Below are 13,124 nucleotides of genomic sequence, written 5' to 3'. Positions count from 1 at the left end.
TTTCCTTCATCTATTTCTGGATTCTAATTATTATTTTCGACAATAGTTTTAACTACCTTGCACGGATTTCCCACTGCAACTACGTTATCCGGAATATTTCTGGTAACAACACTTCCTGCTCCTATTACTGCATTATTTCCGATGGAAACGCCGGGTAATACCACTACATTTCCACCGAACCAGACGTTATCTCCGACTGTAATCGGATGTGCATATTCCAGTCCTTCATTTCTCTGTTTTGCATCAAGCGGATGACCGGCAGTATAAAAGCTGCAATTGGGACCGATAAAAACATTATCTCCGAATTTTACTTTTGCACAGTCTAAAATCACCAGATTATGATTGGCATAAAAGTTATCGCCAGTTTCTATATTATAGCCGTAATCACACCAGAATGAAGGTTCTATATATACATTTTCTTTTGAATTTTTAATGATTTTTCGGATGGTTTGGTTTCTTTTTTCAGTATCTGTATTTTTAATCTGATTATATTCCAGGCACAAATCTTTACACATCATTCGTTCATTGATAAGCTCAGCATCGTAATTGGCGTTATACAGTAATCCCTGTTCACATTTTTCTTTTTCTGTCATAATCTGAATTTGATTTAAAGATAATAAAAGAAGGTAACTATATTTTACATTCATCATTTTTTTATTAACGCAAAGCTTTTAAAATCCGACCGCTATATTTTTAAGAAAAGAAAAGCTGTGAAGTATTCTTTTGAAAATCTATTGTATATTAAAAAACTTTGCTCATCTTAAATATATCCAACTCATCATTTTCTTTGCGATATAAAAACCTATCATTAAAAAGAAAACAGGATGATCTGTTGACCACCCTGTTTTTTGATTTAGAAAAATATGTTTTGTTAATTCACCAGATCCGGTTCTATCGGATTGTTATTCTTTTTTAAACTTTCTTTGGTGCGCTTTTCCATTTCCCTGAAAACCTGATTAGGATCTGAGATCTCTTTTCCATCAGAAGTTTTCACTTTAAAAGCCACTTTCGTATTTGAATCACCACTATTTCTCATCATCATTTCTCGCATGTTTTTGGAAGGGTCGTTTACATAAGCTTTCCATGCTTTTCTGTACTGATCTTTTGTGACTTCAATTTCTTTTCCGCCTATCCCGAACATTCTTACATTCTGTGGCATTTCCATTTGTTTTTCAGCTGCAGGAGCCTGAATCGTTTTGTTTCCAACCAGAGTCATGATATGTGATCCTGTAGAATCTTCAATTTTTACAATTAATCCTGGTAAGCCATAGAATTTGTAGGGTCCGTCCTGAAAAGGGATATCAGTGGTGAACCATGCCGTCCATTCTCTGCCGCCAAAACTGGTTGTCGCTTTTTGAGCATTATATTCTCCGATTTTCTGTTTATCAGAAAGAATTTTCCATTCCGGTTTTGTATCTTCTTTTACTTTGTATTGGTCAGTAGAAACCCTTGTAAACAAATAAGTTTTAAAATCAGGATACTGCTTGGTTACTTTATAGGAAACCTGCCCGGGTCTTTCACTTTTATTGATATTTATATTTCCTGATCCACCTTTGATCTGTTTTTCCAGATCGGCCTGAGCCGTGGAATCAGCAACAAACTTATCGCGGCTGTAATAATTGGAACCGTTTTTATCAATATCCAGAAGCATCATTTCCTTTTTCACATCGGCTTTATCATTAGAGTCAGGAATAAATTTATATTCGTAGAAGAACCTGTTGACCTGTGCATTGGCGAATATGCTAAAAAATAAAAAAAGTAAAATAGTGTTTTTCATAAGCTTGATGTATAAAAAAGCTTTGCCAATTTATATTGACAAAGCTAAGTCGGGACTTTATTATTTTGTCTGAATTCTTATTTCTCCTGAAGGATCTCCGTCTTTAGTACGTTTGTTTACATTCATACTTTTAATCTGGTTGGGATTTAAAGCATCTATTTCTTTTTTGCTTACTTCAACACCGTTGATATAAAATTTCATATTATCATACGTCGAATTAAGATTTGTTATTTTTGAAACGGTAAAACCATCAGCATTCTTTTTAAAGTCAGAGCTCAGTCTTATGGTTACCGGATTTTTTGAATCGTTAAAACTTGTGGTACCATTATAGATGTAAACTCTTCTGTTATTTCCGTCTAAAGCTCTTCTTTCAGCATCAAGTTTGGCTCTTTCCATATCCAGCTTAGCACGTTTTTCATTCAGTTTGGCTCGCTTTCTGTCAATTTTAGCCCGTTTTGTAGCAGCTTCCATGGCATTCTTAGCATTTGCAGAAGCTTTAGCTTTGTCTTCAGCACTCCATTTCATATCTTTAAAATCTTTAAAGCTATACACATTAACTCTTGGTGCATCGGGAGCATTCGGAGGTAATGGAACATCAGGATATTCAAAATTGATTTCCGGTATTTCAGGAATTTCAATATCCATCTTTTTAAGGTCTTTCATTTTATCTTTCCATTCGTCTGATTTGAAATAATCATTAATTTTTCTTATTTCATTTCCATTGATGGTATAGGCCATTTTAAAATCGTCTGAGCTGGTAATTTTCCCCATTTCTTCTGAAAGTGAGCTCAGCTCATCAACATTTTTCTGAAATTCTTTGCTTTCAGGTTTCAGCTCTTTTAATGCTTTACTTTTTTCCTGAATCTTCTTTCCAAGATCGGTTAACTTTTCAGTTTCTCTTTTTCTTAATTGTTTTTGCTGGGCAATATCAATCGTGTTGATCTTTTCATTTTTTACCGTGTCTTTTTTAATTTGAGAAACAGCTTGTTCGATTGCTATATTCGTTTCTTTGATTTCTTTATTCTTAGCATTTACCATATAAGCAAAGGCTACTGAAAATAAAACCGGCAATGCAAAAATTCTTCGCGCATATCCGAATTTGGTTTTGGGTTTTTGTAACATTTTGAGTCGTTTTTTTAAATTTGAACTTAAAAACGGACTGGTTGCAGGTAACTGTGTTCCGGAAAAGTGACTTGCTAAAAGCATCTGCGCAAATGCTTTTGTGTCCGATTGTTTTACGGCTTTTTTATCAGCCAGGTATTCGTGGATTAGATTGAGTTCTTTTTTGATGATATGAAAGAACGGATTGAACCAGAAGACGGAAGTAATGACCTGAATAAAAATTTTATCCAGTGAATGTTTCTGCTCAATATGTACCATTTCATGCTTTAAAATCTGCTTTCCGATGTCTGAATTCAATACGATGGTATTTTTCCAGAACAGGTTTTTAAAGTAAGAAAACGGAGCTTCGGTAAGGTTTGTACGGTAAAAATTGATCCCGTCAAAACTTTCTTTTTGAAATTGGTGTTTAAGCTGTTGAATTCTAAGAATCCCGTAAATAAATTTCCCTAAAAAATAGAGAGAAACCAATCCCAAAGCTGAAAAAATAATTCTAAAATAAATGTGGTCATTGTTTATCGTTTTATTTGAATTAAAATTCTGTACCTTATTAATTAATGCATATACCTCATTATTCACCTCTATCGTAAAATCATCTACCCTGATCAAAGGCAATAATAATGACAGTAACATGGCCGATAACAAATAAAATCTGTTATAATGATGAAATGTCTTGTCTTTTAAAGACAACTGATAATACAAAAACGTTACACCTGAGCATACAATTACTTTCCCAAAGTACAGAAATATGGCTTCCATATTAGTTTTTCTTTTTGAGTTCGTTTAATAACATTTCAAGATCTTCTACAGTCATTTCATTTTTTTCTACCAGAAATGAAACGGCACTTTTGTAAGAACCTTTAAAATAATTCTTCACAAGGCTTTTCATCGTTTTTCCAGAATACTGTTCCTTGGAAATCAATGGAAAATATTCATGCTGTCTTCCGTAGACGTTATATTCTACAAATTCTTTATCTTTTAATACTTTTAAAATCGTAGAAACAGTATTGGTATGTGGTTTCGGATCAGGGAATAAATCAAGGATATCTTTAAGAAATCCTTTTTCCAGTTTCCATAAATACTGCATTACCTGTTCTTCTGCTTTTGTTAAAGTCTGAATTTTCATATCCTGTTTCATTTATCATTATCATATAAAAACGTCATTGTTTCTATATCACTAAGAAACTAGTTATACAAATGTAGAAATAAATCTCAATCAAACAACTATTTTTTTAGTGATAAAGAAAGAATAAATGTAAGTAACTGATAATCAAATATTTATTTTTTATTAAAATATGTTAAATTTTTAATAAAGGGAATTTATGACCTGAATGATCAATACTAAAATATTGGATTTGACGGTAAATTCTTAAAACTTGTTAATTTTTATTAAATAAAACTAAAATGAATGTGCTTAAAATGAGAAAATATATTTATTTTAGTGCTTTAAAAATTTCTCATGAAAAGATATAATTTATTGATTGTACTATTACTATTGATTTTTAACGTAACGACTGCTCAAAAGAAAAATTCTCCGGCTGCAGATTTCAGCTCTTTAAAAGAAACGAAAACGAAAATTGAAAACACCGTTCCGCTTGTGATCGGACACCTGCAAGCCATTGCTACAAAAGAAGGTGATAATAACATCCTTACCAACGGGAAAGTAGCTTTAGGAAAAGAATATGGTATTCTGGAATCTGAATGGCGTTTGTACAGAGGGAATATGAATAACTGTATTCTTAATAACTCTTCTAAAAAAGCAAAAAAATGTATGGAATACCATACAACTTATTTAAGAAATACACTGATCAATTATAAAAACTATATCACATATCTTACGAGAAAAAATGGATATTTAGGTGTTGAGGGTGATACAAAAATAGATTTTAACCCTGCTGAAATTGCCACTAAATTAAGTGAAGCTTATTTCAATGCCAATGCTGCGGCAGGAAGAATGAAAGGAAGTCAGAAAACTGAATTCTTGGGCCAGACTATGGCAGAGGATATTAAACTGAGACCTTACGCAGAAGTTGCACCATAGATGATGAATCATACTGATAATTGATTATTAGTTACAGATATAAAATCCTGCTCTTAAAGCGGGATTTTTCTTTTTATAGGATTCATTTATATCCTGTTGGAATCTTTCACAAATTTTAAAATCTCAAAAGGGAGGCCTATAATTTTAAATTGCATTCCTCGTGCAAAAAAATGTGGCATTATTTGTCCAGAATCTAAAATACAATTGTCATTAAGGTATAACAACCAAAATTAAAATCTTATGGAACCAAGAATTAATTTATTCGAAAAAGGAAAAAAAGCGATTACTCCGATCTTTGGAATTAACCAGTATTTAAAACATTCTACGATTGACAGAAAACTGATGGAGCTTATTGATTTCAGGATTTCACAGATCAACCAGTGTGCTTATTGTCTTGACATGCACTCTAAAGAGCTTCGTGCAATGGGCGAAACAGAACAGCGCCTTTACGGATTAAGTGCATGGAGAGAAACACCTTACTACACAGACAGGGAAAGAGCAGCTCTGGAATGGGCAGAAGCAGTAAACAGTCTTCATGTTCCTGACACAGCTTATGAAAATGCAAAAAAACAGTTTTCTGAAGAAGAGATCATTGACCTTACTTTAGTGGTGAATGCCATTAACGTCTGGAACCGCTTCAATATTGCTTTCCAACAGGTTCCGGGAGATTACCAGGTAGGTATGTTCGGATAGTTTTTGTAAAATTCAGAATTGATTTAATGAAAAAGAGAACCACATTGTGATTCTCTTTTTGCTTTAGTAGCGGGAACCGGACTCGAACCGATGACCTTCGGGTTATGAGCCCGACGAGCTACCTACTGCTCCATCCCGCGGTGTATTTTTAGAGTGCTTACCGAAAGCACTTGCTTAGTAGCGGGAACCGGACTCGAACCGATGACCTTCGGGTTATGAGCCCGACGAGCTACCTACTGCTCCATCCCGCGGTGTATTTTTAGAGTGCTTACCGAAAGCACTTGCTTAGTAGCGGGAACCGGACTCGAACCGATGACCTTCGGGTTATGAGCCCGACGAGCTACCTACTGCTCCATCCCGCGATATTGGATTGCAAATATACGACTATTTTTTATAATTCCTAATTTTTCTTTTAAATAAAGGACTTTTATGAAAACTATCTTATTATTTGTATCTTTGTTTTATGGCAAAGATATTAAGAATTTATCCGGAAAATCCACAGGAAAACCTTATCAATGAAGTGATTAAAACTTTAAATAACGGCGGGCTTATCATTTACCCGTCAGATACGGTATATGCCTTAGGTTGTAATATTTTTGACATCCGGGCTATGGAAAAACTGGCTCAGATGAAAAAAATCAAACTGGAAAAGGCTCAGTTCTCTATAATCTGTAATGATCTCAGCCATCTTTCAGACTTTACAAGACCCATCGATACCTCGGTGTTCAGATTTCTGAAAAGCCATCTTCCCGGACCTTTTACATTTATTCTCGAGGCCAATAAAAATGTACCATTGGCTTATAAAGGACATAAAACTATCGGGATCCGTGTCCCTGACCATCCGATTCCGCAACTGATTGTTGAAAAACTCGGACATCCGATCGCTTCAACTTCCATCAAAGATGATGACGAGATCATCGAATATTCTACAGATCCGGAACTGATCGCTGAAAAATATGAGCATCTGGTAGATATTGTGATCGACTCAGGATATGGAGACAATATTGCCTCTACCATTGTTGATCTTAGTTCGGGAGAACCGGAAGTGATCAGACAGGGAAAAGGAATAGTTTAATAGTAAAAGGCCAAACAGCAATTCTATAAGTGAAAACGTTTAATTTAAACATTCACATTTTATCAACTTTAATTTTTTATGAAAATAATAACATCTCCTGCTAAATTAATGAATGTGGAAAACTCAACCGACCTGTTGAGATCTACTACACCAAAATTCATTGAAGAGGCTGCATTTATACAATCTCATTTAAAACATAAATCTCCGAAATATCTTTCCGAACTAATGGAAATATCGCCCAAACTGGCGGATGAAAACTGGGAAAGAAATCAAAAATGGAAATCAAAGCCGGGAGCAAAAGAATCTGCACCTGCCATGTTTGCTTTTACCGGTGAAGTTTACAGAGGTCTGGATGCAAAAACTCTGGATAAGAATGCTGTGGATTATTTACAGAAAAACTACAGAATGCTTTCCGGATTATATGGCCTTCTGAAACCATCGGATAAAGTAATGCTTTACAGACTGGAAATGGGCCGTCATTTTGAGTTTGACCAATATAAAAACCTTTATGAATTCTGGAGAGAAAAAATCACGGAACAGTTAAATTCCGAGATGAAAAAGAACGAAATCCTTCTCCATCTGGCGAGCAATGAATATGGAAAAGTAATCGACCGTAAAAAGCTCAACCATAAGGTAATTGATTTTGATTTCTATGAACTGAAAGACGGGAAACTAAAAACCATTGTAGTCTATACCAAACACGCCAGAGGTTTAGTTGTTAGATTCTGTGCAGAAACCAACGCGCAGACTTTAGATGATGTAAAAGCTTTCAACTATGAAGGCTATCTGATCGATGAAGAAAAGTCTACCGATACAAAACTGGTTTTTATGAGATAATGACAATTTCAGAATTTAAACAATATTTCAAAACAGCACTTTCCGAAATCTATACAGAGTCGGAAAGCTCTTTTTTATGCTCTGTCTTTATACAGAAAATTGTAGGTCTTAATGCCTTTTATCAAAGAAGATTTGCCGACCAGGAATTACTGATCGACGATGAAAGCCGTCTTCAGCAGGTGATTTCAGAATTAAAAACCAACAAGCCTTATCAGCATATTTTAGGGGAAACCGAATTTTACGGAATGAAATTTTTCGTAGATGAGAATGTATTGATTCCAAGGCCTGAAACAGAAGAGCTGCTGGAAATAGCCATCAAAAAGATTCAAAGATTAAGGCTTACCCATGAAAGTATAAAAATTCTTGACATCGGAACCGGAAGCGGTGTGATTCCTCTGGTTTTAAAGAAACATTTTTCTGAAGCTGAAGTTTCATCCATTGATTTTTCTGAAAAGGCTTTGAAAACCGCAAAAAAGAATGCGGACTTTCATCAGCTCGATGTTCATTTTATTCATGGTGATTATCTGAATTCTGAATTGACTGAGAATTATGATGTCATTATTTCAAATCCACCTTATATCGGGATTGAAGAAGAGTTTGAAATTGCAGATTCCGTAAAAGAATTCGAACCTAAAATGGCACTCTTCTCCCCCACTTCCGATGCTTTGATTTTCTACCGAAAAATTGCAGAAGATTCCAGAAAGCACCTCAATGCAAACGGATTTTTATTTTTAGAGATCAATCAAAAGCTGGGCCCGGAAACTCTGGACTTATACACCGGTCATTTTTCGGAAGCTCAGCTGATCAAAGATTTATCTGAGAATGACAGGTTTATTTTCGGAATCAAATAATTTATTTTCACATGGAAATTAAAACACATATCGTCAACAGCATAAATATCGCTGAAGCTGTTTCTGATAATCTGATTATCCAATCTGCCCAGGATGCTTTGGATCTTCTCGGTAATGCTTATTATCAGGGGTTTGACAGGATCATCATTCATGAGAAAAACATTACTCCGGAGTTTTTTGACCTGAAAACCAAACTGGCCGGTGACATTCTTCAGAAATTCTCCAACTACCGGGTTCGTTTGGCTATTGTCGGAGATTTCAGTACATATCAAAGTAAAAGCATCAGAGACTTTATTTTTGAAAGCAATAAGACCAGGCATATCATTTTTGTTGATACAACAGAAAAAGCTTTGGAGAAACTCTCAGAATAAATTCAATGTAAAAGAAAATAATTTTTCCATTGTTTCCGTTATATAGGCAAACTAAGGCTTTATACACCATGAGAAAAAAAATTTGCCTGTTATTCACCATAGCATTTACTGTGGCTTCTTATGCTCAAGAATTTACTACTTTTAACAATGGATTGATCTATAGTGAAAATACAATGAATAAACTGGAAAAGATCGTTGATTCACTAAACCTGAAATATAAAATCTGTGATCTGAACAAAAAGTTTTATTCCAAACCTCAGACTAAATGCTTTATCATACGGCTTGATTCAGGAAATATTATTCAGGCTAAAAAAGATATGGACAGTAATATCTCAATCGAAGATTTCATATCAAAATACCCTGATGCAAAAATCAAAAAAGAAGTTTTGGTTATTAAAACCAAAAGAAAAAATTATCGTGATCAGGACGTTATCAGATATGATGAAATCAGTTTGAACGATGATAACGGTTTCGGCATTGAGCAAAATTATAAAAAAGCGCTTTATGAAAAGACGATGAAAAACACATGGGTTTATACATACAAAGGCAAATCATCATATTCTCCTGAAACTATTGAGGCTTTTTATTTCCCTGATAATTTTAAAAGTATTCAGCTGGATCAGAAATATGCAAGGCAAATTATTTATTCTGATTGTCTGATTGATCCTTCTATTACAAAATTTAAAGAAAATGCTCCTGATGCCTATAGATTTGAAATGTCACTTCGTCTTCCGGAAAACTGGCAAAAATTATCCCATGCTGAAAAGGAAGAACTTCTTGATGATATGAGATCAAAACAAGTTGTGGGTGGCTGCAGCCAGGATAGCAGCCCAAGAATACAAGGCATAAATATAGCTTTGCTATCTGCTGAAACTGCCAATTGGGGTGTATTTTTAAAATCACATCTTGATATTATGAATGACCGCTTTGAAAGGGTTTCTGACGGCAGTTATGCCTGGGAAGCCCGCCAAACGTATATCAAAGAGCTTGAAGAGCTGGACATTAATGTTTTTGATTTGATTTTCGGTATCACTTTCCGGATTGAAAATGCTGAAAAAAATCACTATTATGGCGATGTCGGAAGATTGGGGAGAGCTATTTCCGAATCAAAAGATAGAGACTTGTTTTTCTCTCAAATACGACACATGATAGAAGATGAAAACCTTGATGACTACAACAGAATAATCTCTTATTTTTTATACATAAACTGTAACCATTATACTAAAAATGAAAGAGAAAAGAAAATCAATACCGCTAAACTTTATGATTCATTCAGGAAGCTTCCACCCTATTTATCCGGTAATATCAAACCTGAAGAAATATAATTATCAATATTTGATTTCTCATCTGTTTTCAAAAAAATCCACGGCATCCCGTATTGCTTTTTCAATGGGCTGGTACCGGATGTCTAATTCATTCATTGATTTCCGGTTAGAATAAAAATTTTCAATTTTCAGAGCCTTCATATTGACAGAGCTCATACCGGTTTTAATTTTTAACAGCCTGAGAAAATCACCTATCCATCCCAGAAAAGCCAATCCAAAACCAGGAATCGGAATCAGTACCGGATTCTGGCCGGTAATCTCATTTATCTTTCTGAAAAACTGTTTATAGGTTAAATTTTCATTCGCAAGAAGGTATTTTTCACCATCTTTTCCTTTCTCTATTGCGTTTACAATTCCATTGGCTGCGTCTTCTACATGAACGAAATTCTTTCCGCCTTCCGGATAAAATACAACTTTCTTTTTCCAGGCCCAGAAAATTATTTTCCCGGAACTGGGTTTATAATCAAGAGGTCCGATCATAAAAGTCGGGTTTAGGATGATGACTTCCGTTGTTTTGTTGTTTTGTAAAAGGTAATTTTCTGTTTCCAGCTTGGTCCTGGCATAAAAAGATTTTGTAAAAGGATATTTCTGCGGCATACTTTCATTCCCCGGCTCCTTCATACTTCCAAACCCTAATGTATTGGCTGTGCTCACAAATAAAAACTTTCTGACCCCGGAAGATACGGCCTGTGAAAAAAGATGGAGAGAAGCTTCGTAATTTATCTTTTTGTAATCATCATAAAAAAGAAGGTCCTGGCGTGTTTCCGCAGCAATATGAATGAAACAGTCAACCTCTTTAAGATAAGATGAGATATCAGAAAACAAGTCACCTTCAATCAGTCGGAGGTTTTCACTTTCTTCACCCAAATAGCCGCTTTTCTTGCGCACCAGAGCAATAACAAAATAATCATCTTTTAATAATTTTATAACAACATTAGCGCCGAGAAGTCCTGTAATTCCGGTCACAAAAACTTTTTTCATGCCTCTATTTCTTTTTTTATCGCATTGGTCATCAATGGCAGCTTAATCCATATAGGTAAGACTTTCATAATGAGCCAGCTTATCGGGTTTACCATGATCACCGAATCTTTTTTGAATAACTGATTGATGCAGTAATGTGCTACTTTATTCGGATCCAGGAGCGTTAATTTACCTAAAATTCCTTGTTTTTCAATCCTTTTGCAGACATCAATATTGGTTTTCATGGCTCCCGGATTGACTACGCTTACAAATACGTTTGTATTTTTTAATTCTTCATGCAGTCCTCGTGAAAAGGAATGGATAAAGGTTTTTGAAGCGGGATAAACAGTTTTAAAACCTATCGGAGAGAAAGCAGCCATGCTGGAAACATTGAGGATATAAGCCTGAGGCTGTTCCAGAAGATTGGGTAGCAACTGATGGGTAATTAATGAAGTGGCGGTTACATTAACCTGTAAAATTGTATTGATATAATCCGGGCTTGCATCCACAAATTTTCTCGTCCCTCCCAATCCGGCATTATTAATTAAAATATGAATTCTAAATGATGAATTCAACCAATTAGTTAATTTCAAAACGTTTTCATTCACAGAAAGATCAACTTCATAGTAATGGGTTTTCACATGATAAAGTTCTGCGATTTCTTTACTTAATTCTTCCAGGTTTTGGTTGGGAAGACTTATTAAAATAACATTGATGTTTTTTTTAGCCAGACTTTCAGCGAATGCTTTCCCCAATCCCTGGCTCGCTCCCGTAACTACTGCGTATGATTCTTTAGTATCCATAAGAAAAACTTTCTGGTACAAAATTATCTCGGGGAAACCGTTTTAATGTTCCGGATTATATGGATGAACATATTTTGAATAAATCCATAAAATATTTAAAATCAATGAATTAAGATTTTTAAAAGTTAAGATTTATAAACCTGAACTTATTTTTTGAACTCAGAGGGAGTCTTGCCTGTCAATTTTTTGAATGTGGTATTAAAGGAAGTCTTGGAATTGAAACCTGATTCATAAGCAATACCTAAAATTGAAAGTTTATTGCTGTTGTTATCTTTTAGCAAATGCTTGGCATGCTGGATCCTGTATTCATTGACGAACTGGAAAAAGTTTTTCTGAAATCCGGAATTGATCACATAAGACAAATGGTGGGTAGATACGGAAAGTAATTCTGAAAGCTTAATTAAATTGAGTTCGCTGTCGAGATAAGGTTCCTCCGATTCCATGAGTTTCTCAAGTTCGGCTTTAATTCTCAGCAACTCTTCATCGGAAATCAGTTTTCTTTTAACCTCTTCCGTATCGGAATCTTCATTGATGGAAATCAGTTCTTCACGCTGTTTTTCTTCAACCGGATAAATTTCCTTTTGTTTTAAAGAGTAGTAAGCAACGCTGTAAATAACGAGTAAAAAACCGATATTAATGAAGGCGTTCAATGAGGTTGAATTGTAAGAAAGATTATAAATAAGATATATAATATTGATGATGAAGATAATGATGATGATATATTCCAGCCAGTTCAGATTGATCCCTTCGGTATTGGCCGAAAACTGCTGGATCCTCTTCTGATGTTTTCTTATTGTAACGTATGAAAGCCCGGTGTAAAACAATGCCTGGAACAATATCAATCCTATAAATATGAGCCCGGAAAGATTTTTATTCCCGATCTCAAGACGCTGTAACAAGAGATTAATAAGAAAAATTACCGGCAGGATCAGGTATTTGAGATCTGAAATCTTAAACTTAAATGCAGGATTGGTGTAGAACAATACACTGAAAAAAAACAGGATCGGCGTTAAAAACTGGATGAACTGAACGGGAAGAATGGAATGGATTTCCACCGGAGCATCTTTAACCAATGAAAGCACCTCATCAAGCCAGAAAGACGACCACAGAAACAGAAACATCCCGAACCAGAAATTGGCTTTCCTGTTTACACGGAGCGGATTGGCAAGTTTCAGCAGGGAAAGCAAAACCAATGAACCATAGATAAGTACCACGATAAAACGGTTTAACTCTGATGTGTTCATTGGTTTTAATATTTTGGTTAAATATAGC

General features: G+C 34.9%; 14 protein-coding genes and 3 tRNA genes. 7 read left to right on the top strand and 10 right to left on the bottom strand.

Annotation, left to right across the window (positions count from 1 at the left end; genetic code table 11):
- Nucleotides 1-23: 23 nt before the first annotated feature.
- From AB8P06_RS13775 to AB8P06_RS13760, 4 genes are all read right to left on the bottom strand, one after another.
- Nucleotides 24-593: a sugar O-acetyltransferase gene (locus AB8P06_RS13775; protein WP_369842591.1), complete on the bottom strand. Its 570-nt coding sequence runs from the start codon at nucleotides 591-593 to the stop codon at nucleotides 24-26.
- Nucleotides 594-871: 278 nt separating this feature from the next.
- Nucleotides 872-1,777 (bottom strand): GLPGLI family protein, encoded by a 906-nt coding sequence (locus AB8P06_RS13770; protein ID WP_369842589.1) that lies wholly within the window; start codon nucleotides 1,775-1,777, stop codon nucleotides 872-874.
- Between the two features lie 60 nt (nucleotides 1,778-1,837).
- Nucleotides 1,838-3,655, bottom strand: coding sequence for a M56 family metallopeptidase (locus tag AB8P06_RS13765; RefSeq protein ID WP_369842587.1), 1,818 nt, complete (start codon nucleotides 3,653-3,655; stop codon nucleotides 1,838-1,840).
- A gap of 1 nt (nucleotide 3,656) precedes the next feature.
- Nucleotides 3,657-4,022: a BlaI/MecI/CopY family transcriptional regulator gene (locus AB8P06_RS13760; RefSeq protein WP_369842585.1), complete on the bottom strand. Its 366-nt coding sequence runs from the start codon at nucleotides 4,020-4,022 to the stop codon at nucleotides 3,657-3,659.
- 333 nt (nucleotides 4,023-4,355) lie between these two features.
- Between AB8P06_RS13760 and AB8P06_RS13755 the strand changes: the two genes are divergently transcribed.
- Both AB8P06_RS13755 and AB8P06_RS13750 read left to right on the top strand, forming a co-directional pair.
- The gene (locus tag AB8P06_RS13755; RefSeq protein ID WP_369842583.1) at nucleotides 4,356-4,937 is read left to right on the top strand and encodes a hypothetical protein; all 582 of its coding nucleotides are present in this window, start codon (nucleotides 4,356-4,358) and stop codon (nucleotides 4,935-4,937) included.
- Between the two features lie 240 nt (nucleotides 4,938-5,177).
- Entirely contained in the window at nucleotides 5,178-5,630 is a 453-nt protein-coding gene (locus AB8P06_RS13750) for a carboxymuconolactone decarboxylase family protein (protein WP_369842582.1), read from the top strand.
- A gap of 67 nt (nucleotides 5,631-5,697) precedes the next feature.
- Here the strand turns inward: AB8P06_RS13750 and AB8P06_RS13745 are convergent.
- From AB8P06_RS13745 to AB8P06_RS13735, 3 genes are all read right to left on the bottom strand, one after another.
- A tRNA-Met gene (locus AB8P06_RS13745) sits at nucleotides 5,698-5,770 on the bottom strand.
- A gap of 38 nt (nucleotides 5,771-5,808) precedes the next feature.
- Nucleotides 5,809-5,881: transfer RNA gene (locus AB8P06_RS13740), tRNA-Met, on the bottom strand.
- A 38-nt stretch (nucleotides 5,882-5,919) separates the two neighbouring features.
- A tRNA-Met gene (locus tag AB8P06_RS13735) sits at nucleotides 5,920-5,992 on the bottom strand.
- Between the two features lie 101 nt (nucleotides 5,993-6,093).
- Between AB8P06_RS13735 and AB8P06_RS13730 the strand changes: the two genes are divergently transcribed.
- From AB8P06_RS13730 to AB8P06_RS13710, 5 genes are all read left to right on the top strand, one after another.
- Nucleotides 6,094-6,705 carry an L-threonylcarbamoyladenylate synthase gene (locus tag AB8P06_RS13730; protein WP_007843467.1) on the top strand — a complete coding sequence of 204 codons (612 nt, stop codon included), beginning with the start codon at nucleotides 6,094-6,096 and terminating at the stop codon, nucleotides 6,703-6,705.
- 78 nt (nucleotides 6,706-6,783) lie between these two features.
- Nucleotides 6,784-7,542 (top strand): peroxide stress protein YaaA, encoded by a 759-nt coding sequence (yaaA, locus tag AB8P06_RS13725; RefSeq protein ID WP_369842581.1) that lies wholly within the window; start codon nucleotides 6,784-6,786, stop codon nucleotides 7,540-7,542.
- Nucleotides 7,542-8,393, top strand: coding sequence for a peptide chain release factor N(5)-glutamine methyltransferase (gene prmC, locus AB8P06_RS13720; protein WP_369842580.1), 852 nt, complete (start codon nucleotides 7,542-7,544; stop codon nucleotides 8,391-8,393). The genes yaaA and prmC overlap by 1 nt, the downstream gene beginning before the upstream one ends.
- Nucleotides 8,394-8,404: 11 nt before the next feature.
- Nucleotides 8,405-8,764: a DUF4180 domain-containing protein gene (locus tag AB8P06_RS13715; protein ID WP_369842579.1), complete on the top strand. Its 360-nt coding sequence runs from the start codon at nucleotides 8,405-8,407 to the stop codon at nucleotides 8,762-8,764.
- A gap of 68 nt (nucleotides 8,765-8,832) precedes the next feature.
- Complete coding sequence (locus AB8P06_RS13710; protein ID WP_369842577.1) at nucleotides 8,833-10,089, top strand: hypothetical protein; 1,257 nt, start codon at nucleotides 8,833-8,835, stop codon at nucleotides 10,087-10,089.
- A gap of 18 nt (nucleotides 10,090-10,107) precedes the next feature.
- Here AB8P06_RS13710 and AB8P06_RS13705 read toward each other — a convergent pair whose 3' ends face one another.
- From AB8P06_RS13705 to AB8P06_RS13695, 3 genes are all read right to left on the bottom strand, one after another.
- Nucleotides 10,108-11,070, bottom strand: a complete 963-nt coding sequence (locus AB8P06_RS13705) for an NAD-dependent epimerase/dehydratase family protein (protein ID WP_369842575.1) — start codon at nucleotides 11,068-11,070, stop codon at nucleotides 10,108-10,110.
- Nucleotides 11,067-11,852: an SDR family NAD(P)-dependent oxidoreductase gene (locus AB8P06_RS13700; RefSeq protein ID WP_369842574.1), complete on the bottom strand. Its 786-nt coding sequence runs from the start codon at nucleotides 11,850-11,852 to the stop codon at nucleotides 11,067-11,069. The genes AB8P06_RS13705 and AB8P06_RS13700 overlap by 4 nt, the downstream gene beginning before the upstream one ends.
- Nucleotides 11,853-11,998: 146 nt before the next feature.
- Nucleotides 11,999-13,096 (bottom strand): helix-turn-helix domain-containing protein, encoded by a 1,098-nt coding sequence (locus AB8P06_RS13695; RefSeq protein WP_369842573.1) that lies wholly within the window; start codon nucleotides 13,094-13,096, stop codon nucleotides 11,999-12,001.
- Nucleotides 13,097-13,124 lie beyond the last annotated feature (28 nt).

Source organism: Chryseobacterium tongliaonense (genome assembly GCF_041224435.1).
GTDB classification, from domain to species: domain Bacteria; phylum Bacteroidota; class Bacteroidia; order Flavobacteriales; family Weeksellaceae; genus Chryseobacterium; species Chryseobacterium tongliaoense.
Note: the sequence above shows the minus strand (reverse complement) of the source record. Positions and strands in the feature narration are given on the sequence as shown.

What these genes read in the sequence shown, in the direction of transcription:
- AB8P06_RS13775 (WP_369842591.1), bottom strand. Translation starts at nt 593, where the DNA reads ATGACAGAAAAAGAAAAATGTGAACAGGGATTACTGTATAACGCCAAT.
- AB8P06_RS13770 (WP_369842589.1), bottom strand. Translation starts at nt 1,777, where the DNA reads ATGAAAAACACTATTTTACTTTTTTTATTTTTTAGCATATTCGCCAAT.
- AB8P06_RS13765 (WP_369842587.1), bottom strand. Translation starts at nt 3,655, where the DNA reads ATGGAAGCCATATTTCTGTACTTTGGGAAAGTAATTGTATGCTCAGGT.
- AB8P06_RS13760 (WP_369842585.1), bottom strand. Translation starts at nt 4,022, where the DNA reads ATGAAAATTCAGACTTTAACAAAAGCAGAAGAACAGGTAATGCAGTAT.
- AB8P06_RS13755 (WP_369842583.1), top strand. Translation starts at nt 4,356, where the DNA reads ATGAAAAGATATAATTTATTGATTGTACTATTACTATTGATTTTTAAC.
- AB8P06_RS13750 (WP_369842582.1), top strand. Translation starts at nt 5,178, where the DNA reads ATGGAACCAAGAATTAATTTATTCGAAAAAGGAAAAAAAGCGATTACT.
- AB8P06_RS13730 (WP_007843467.1), top strand. Translation starts at nt 6,094, where the DNA reads ATGGCAAAGATATTAAGAATTTATCCGGAAAATCCACAGGAAAACCTT.
- yaaA (WP_369842581.1), top strand. Translation starts at nt 6,784, where the DNA reads ATGAAAATAATAACATCTCCTGCTAAATTAATGAATGTGGAAAACTCA.
- prmC (WP_369842580.1), top strand. Translation starts at nt 7,542, where the DNA reads ATGACAATTTCAGAATTTAAACAATATTTCAAAACAGCACTTTCCGAA.
- AB8P06_RS13715 (WP_369842579.1), top strand. Translation starts at nt 8,405, where the DNA reads ATGGAAATTAAAACACATATCGTCAACAGCATAAATATCGCTGAAGCT.
- AB8P06_RS13710 (WP_369842577.1), top strand. Translation starts at nt 8,833, where the DNA reads ATGAGAAAAAAAATTTGCCTGTTATTCACCATAGCATTTACTGTGGCT.
- AB8P06_RS13705 (WP_369842575.1), bottom strand. Translation starts at nt 11,070, where the DNA reads ATGAAAAAAGTTTTTGTGACCGGAATTACAGGACTTCTCGGCGCTAAT.
- AB8P06_RS13700 (WP_369842574.1), bottom strand. Translation starts at nt 11,852, where the DNA reads ATGGATACTAAAGAATCATACGCAGTAGTTACGGGAGCGAGCCAGGGA.
- AB8P06_RS13695 (WP_369842573.1), bottom strand. Translation starts at nt 13,096, where the DNA reads ATGAACACATCAGAGTTAAACCGTTTTATCGTGGTACTTATCTATGGT.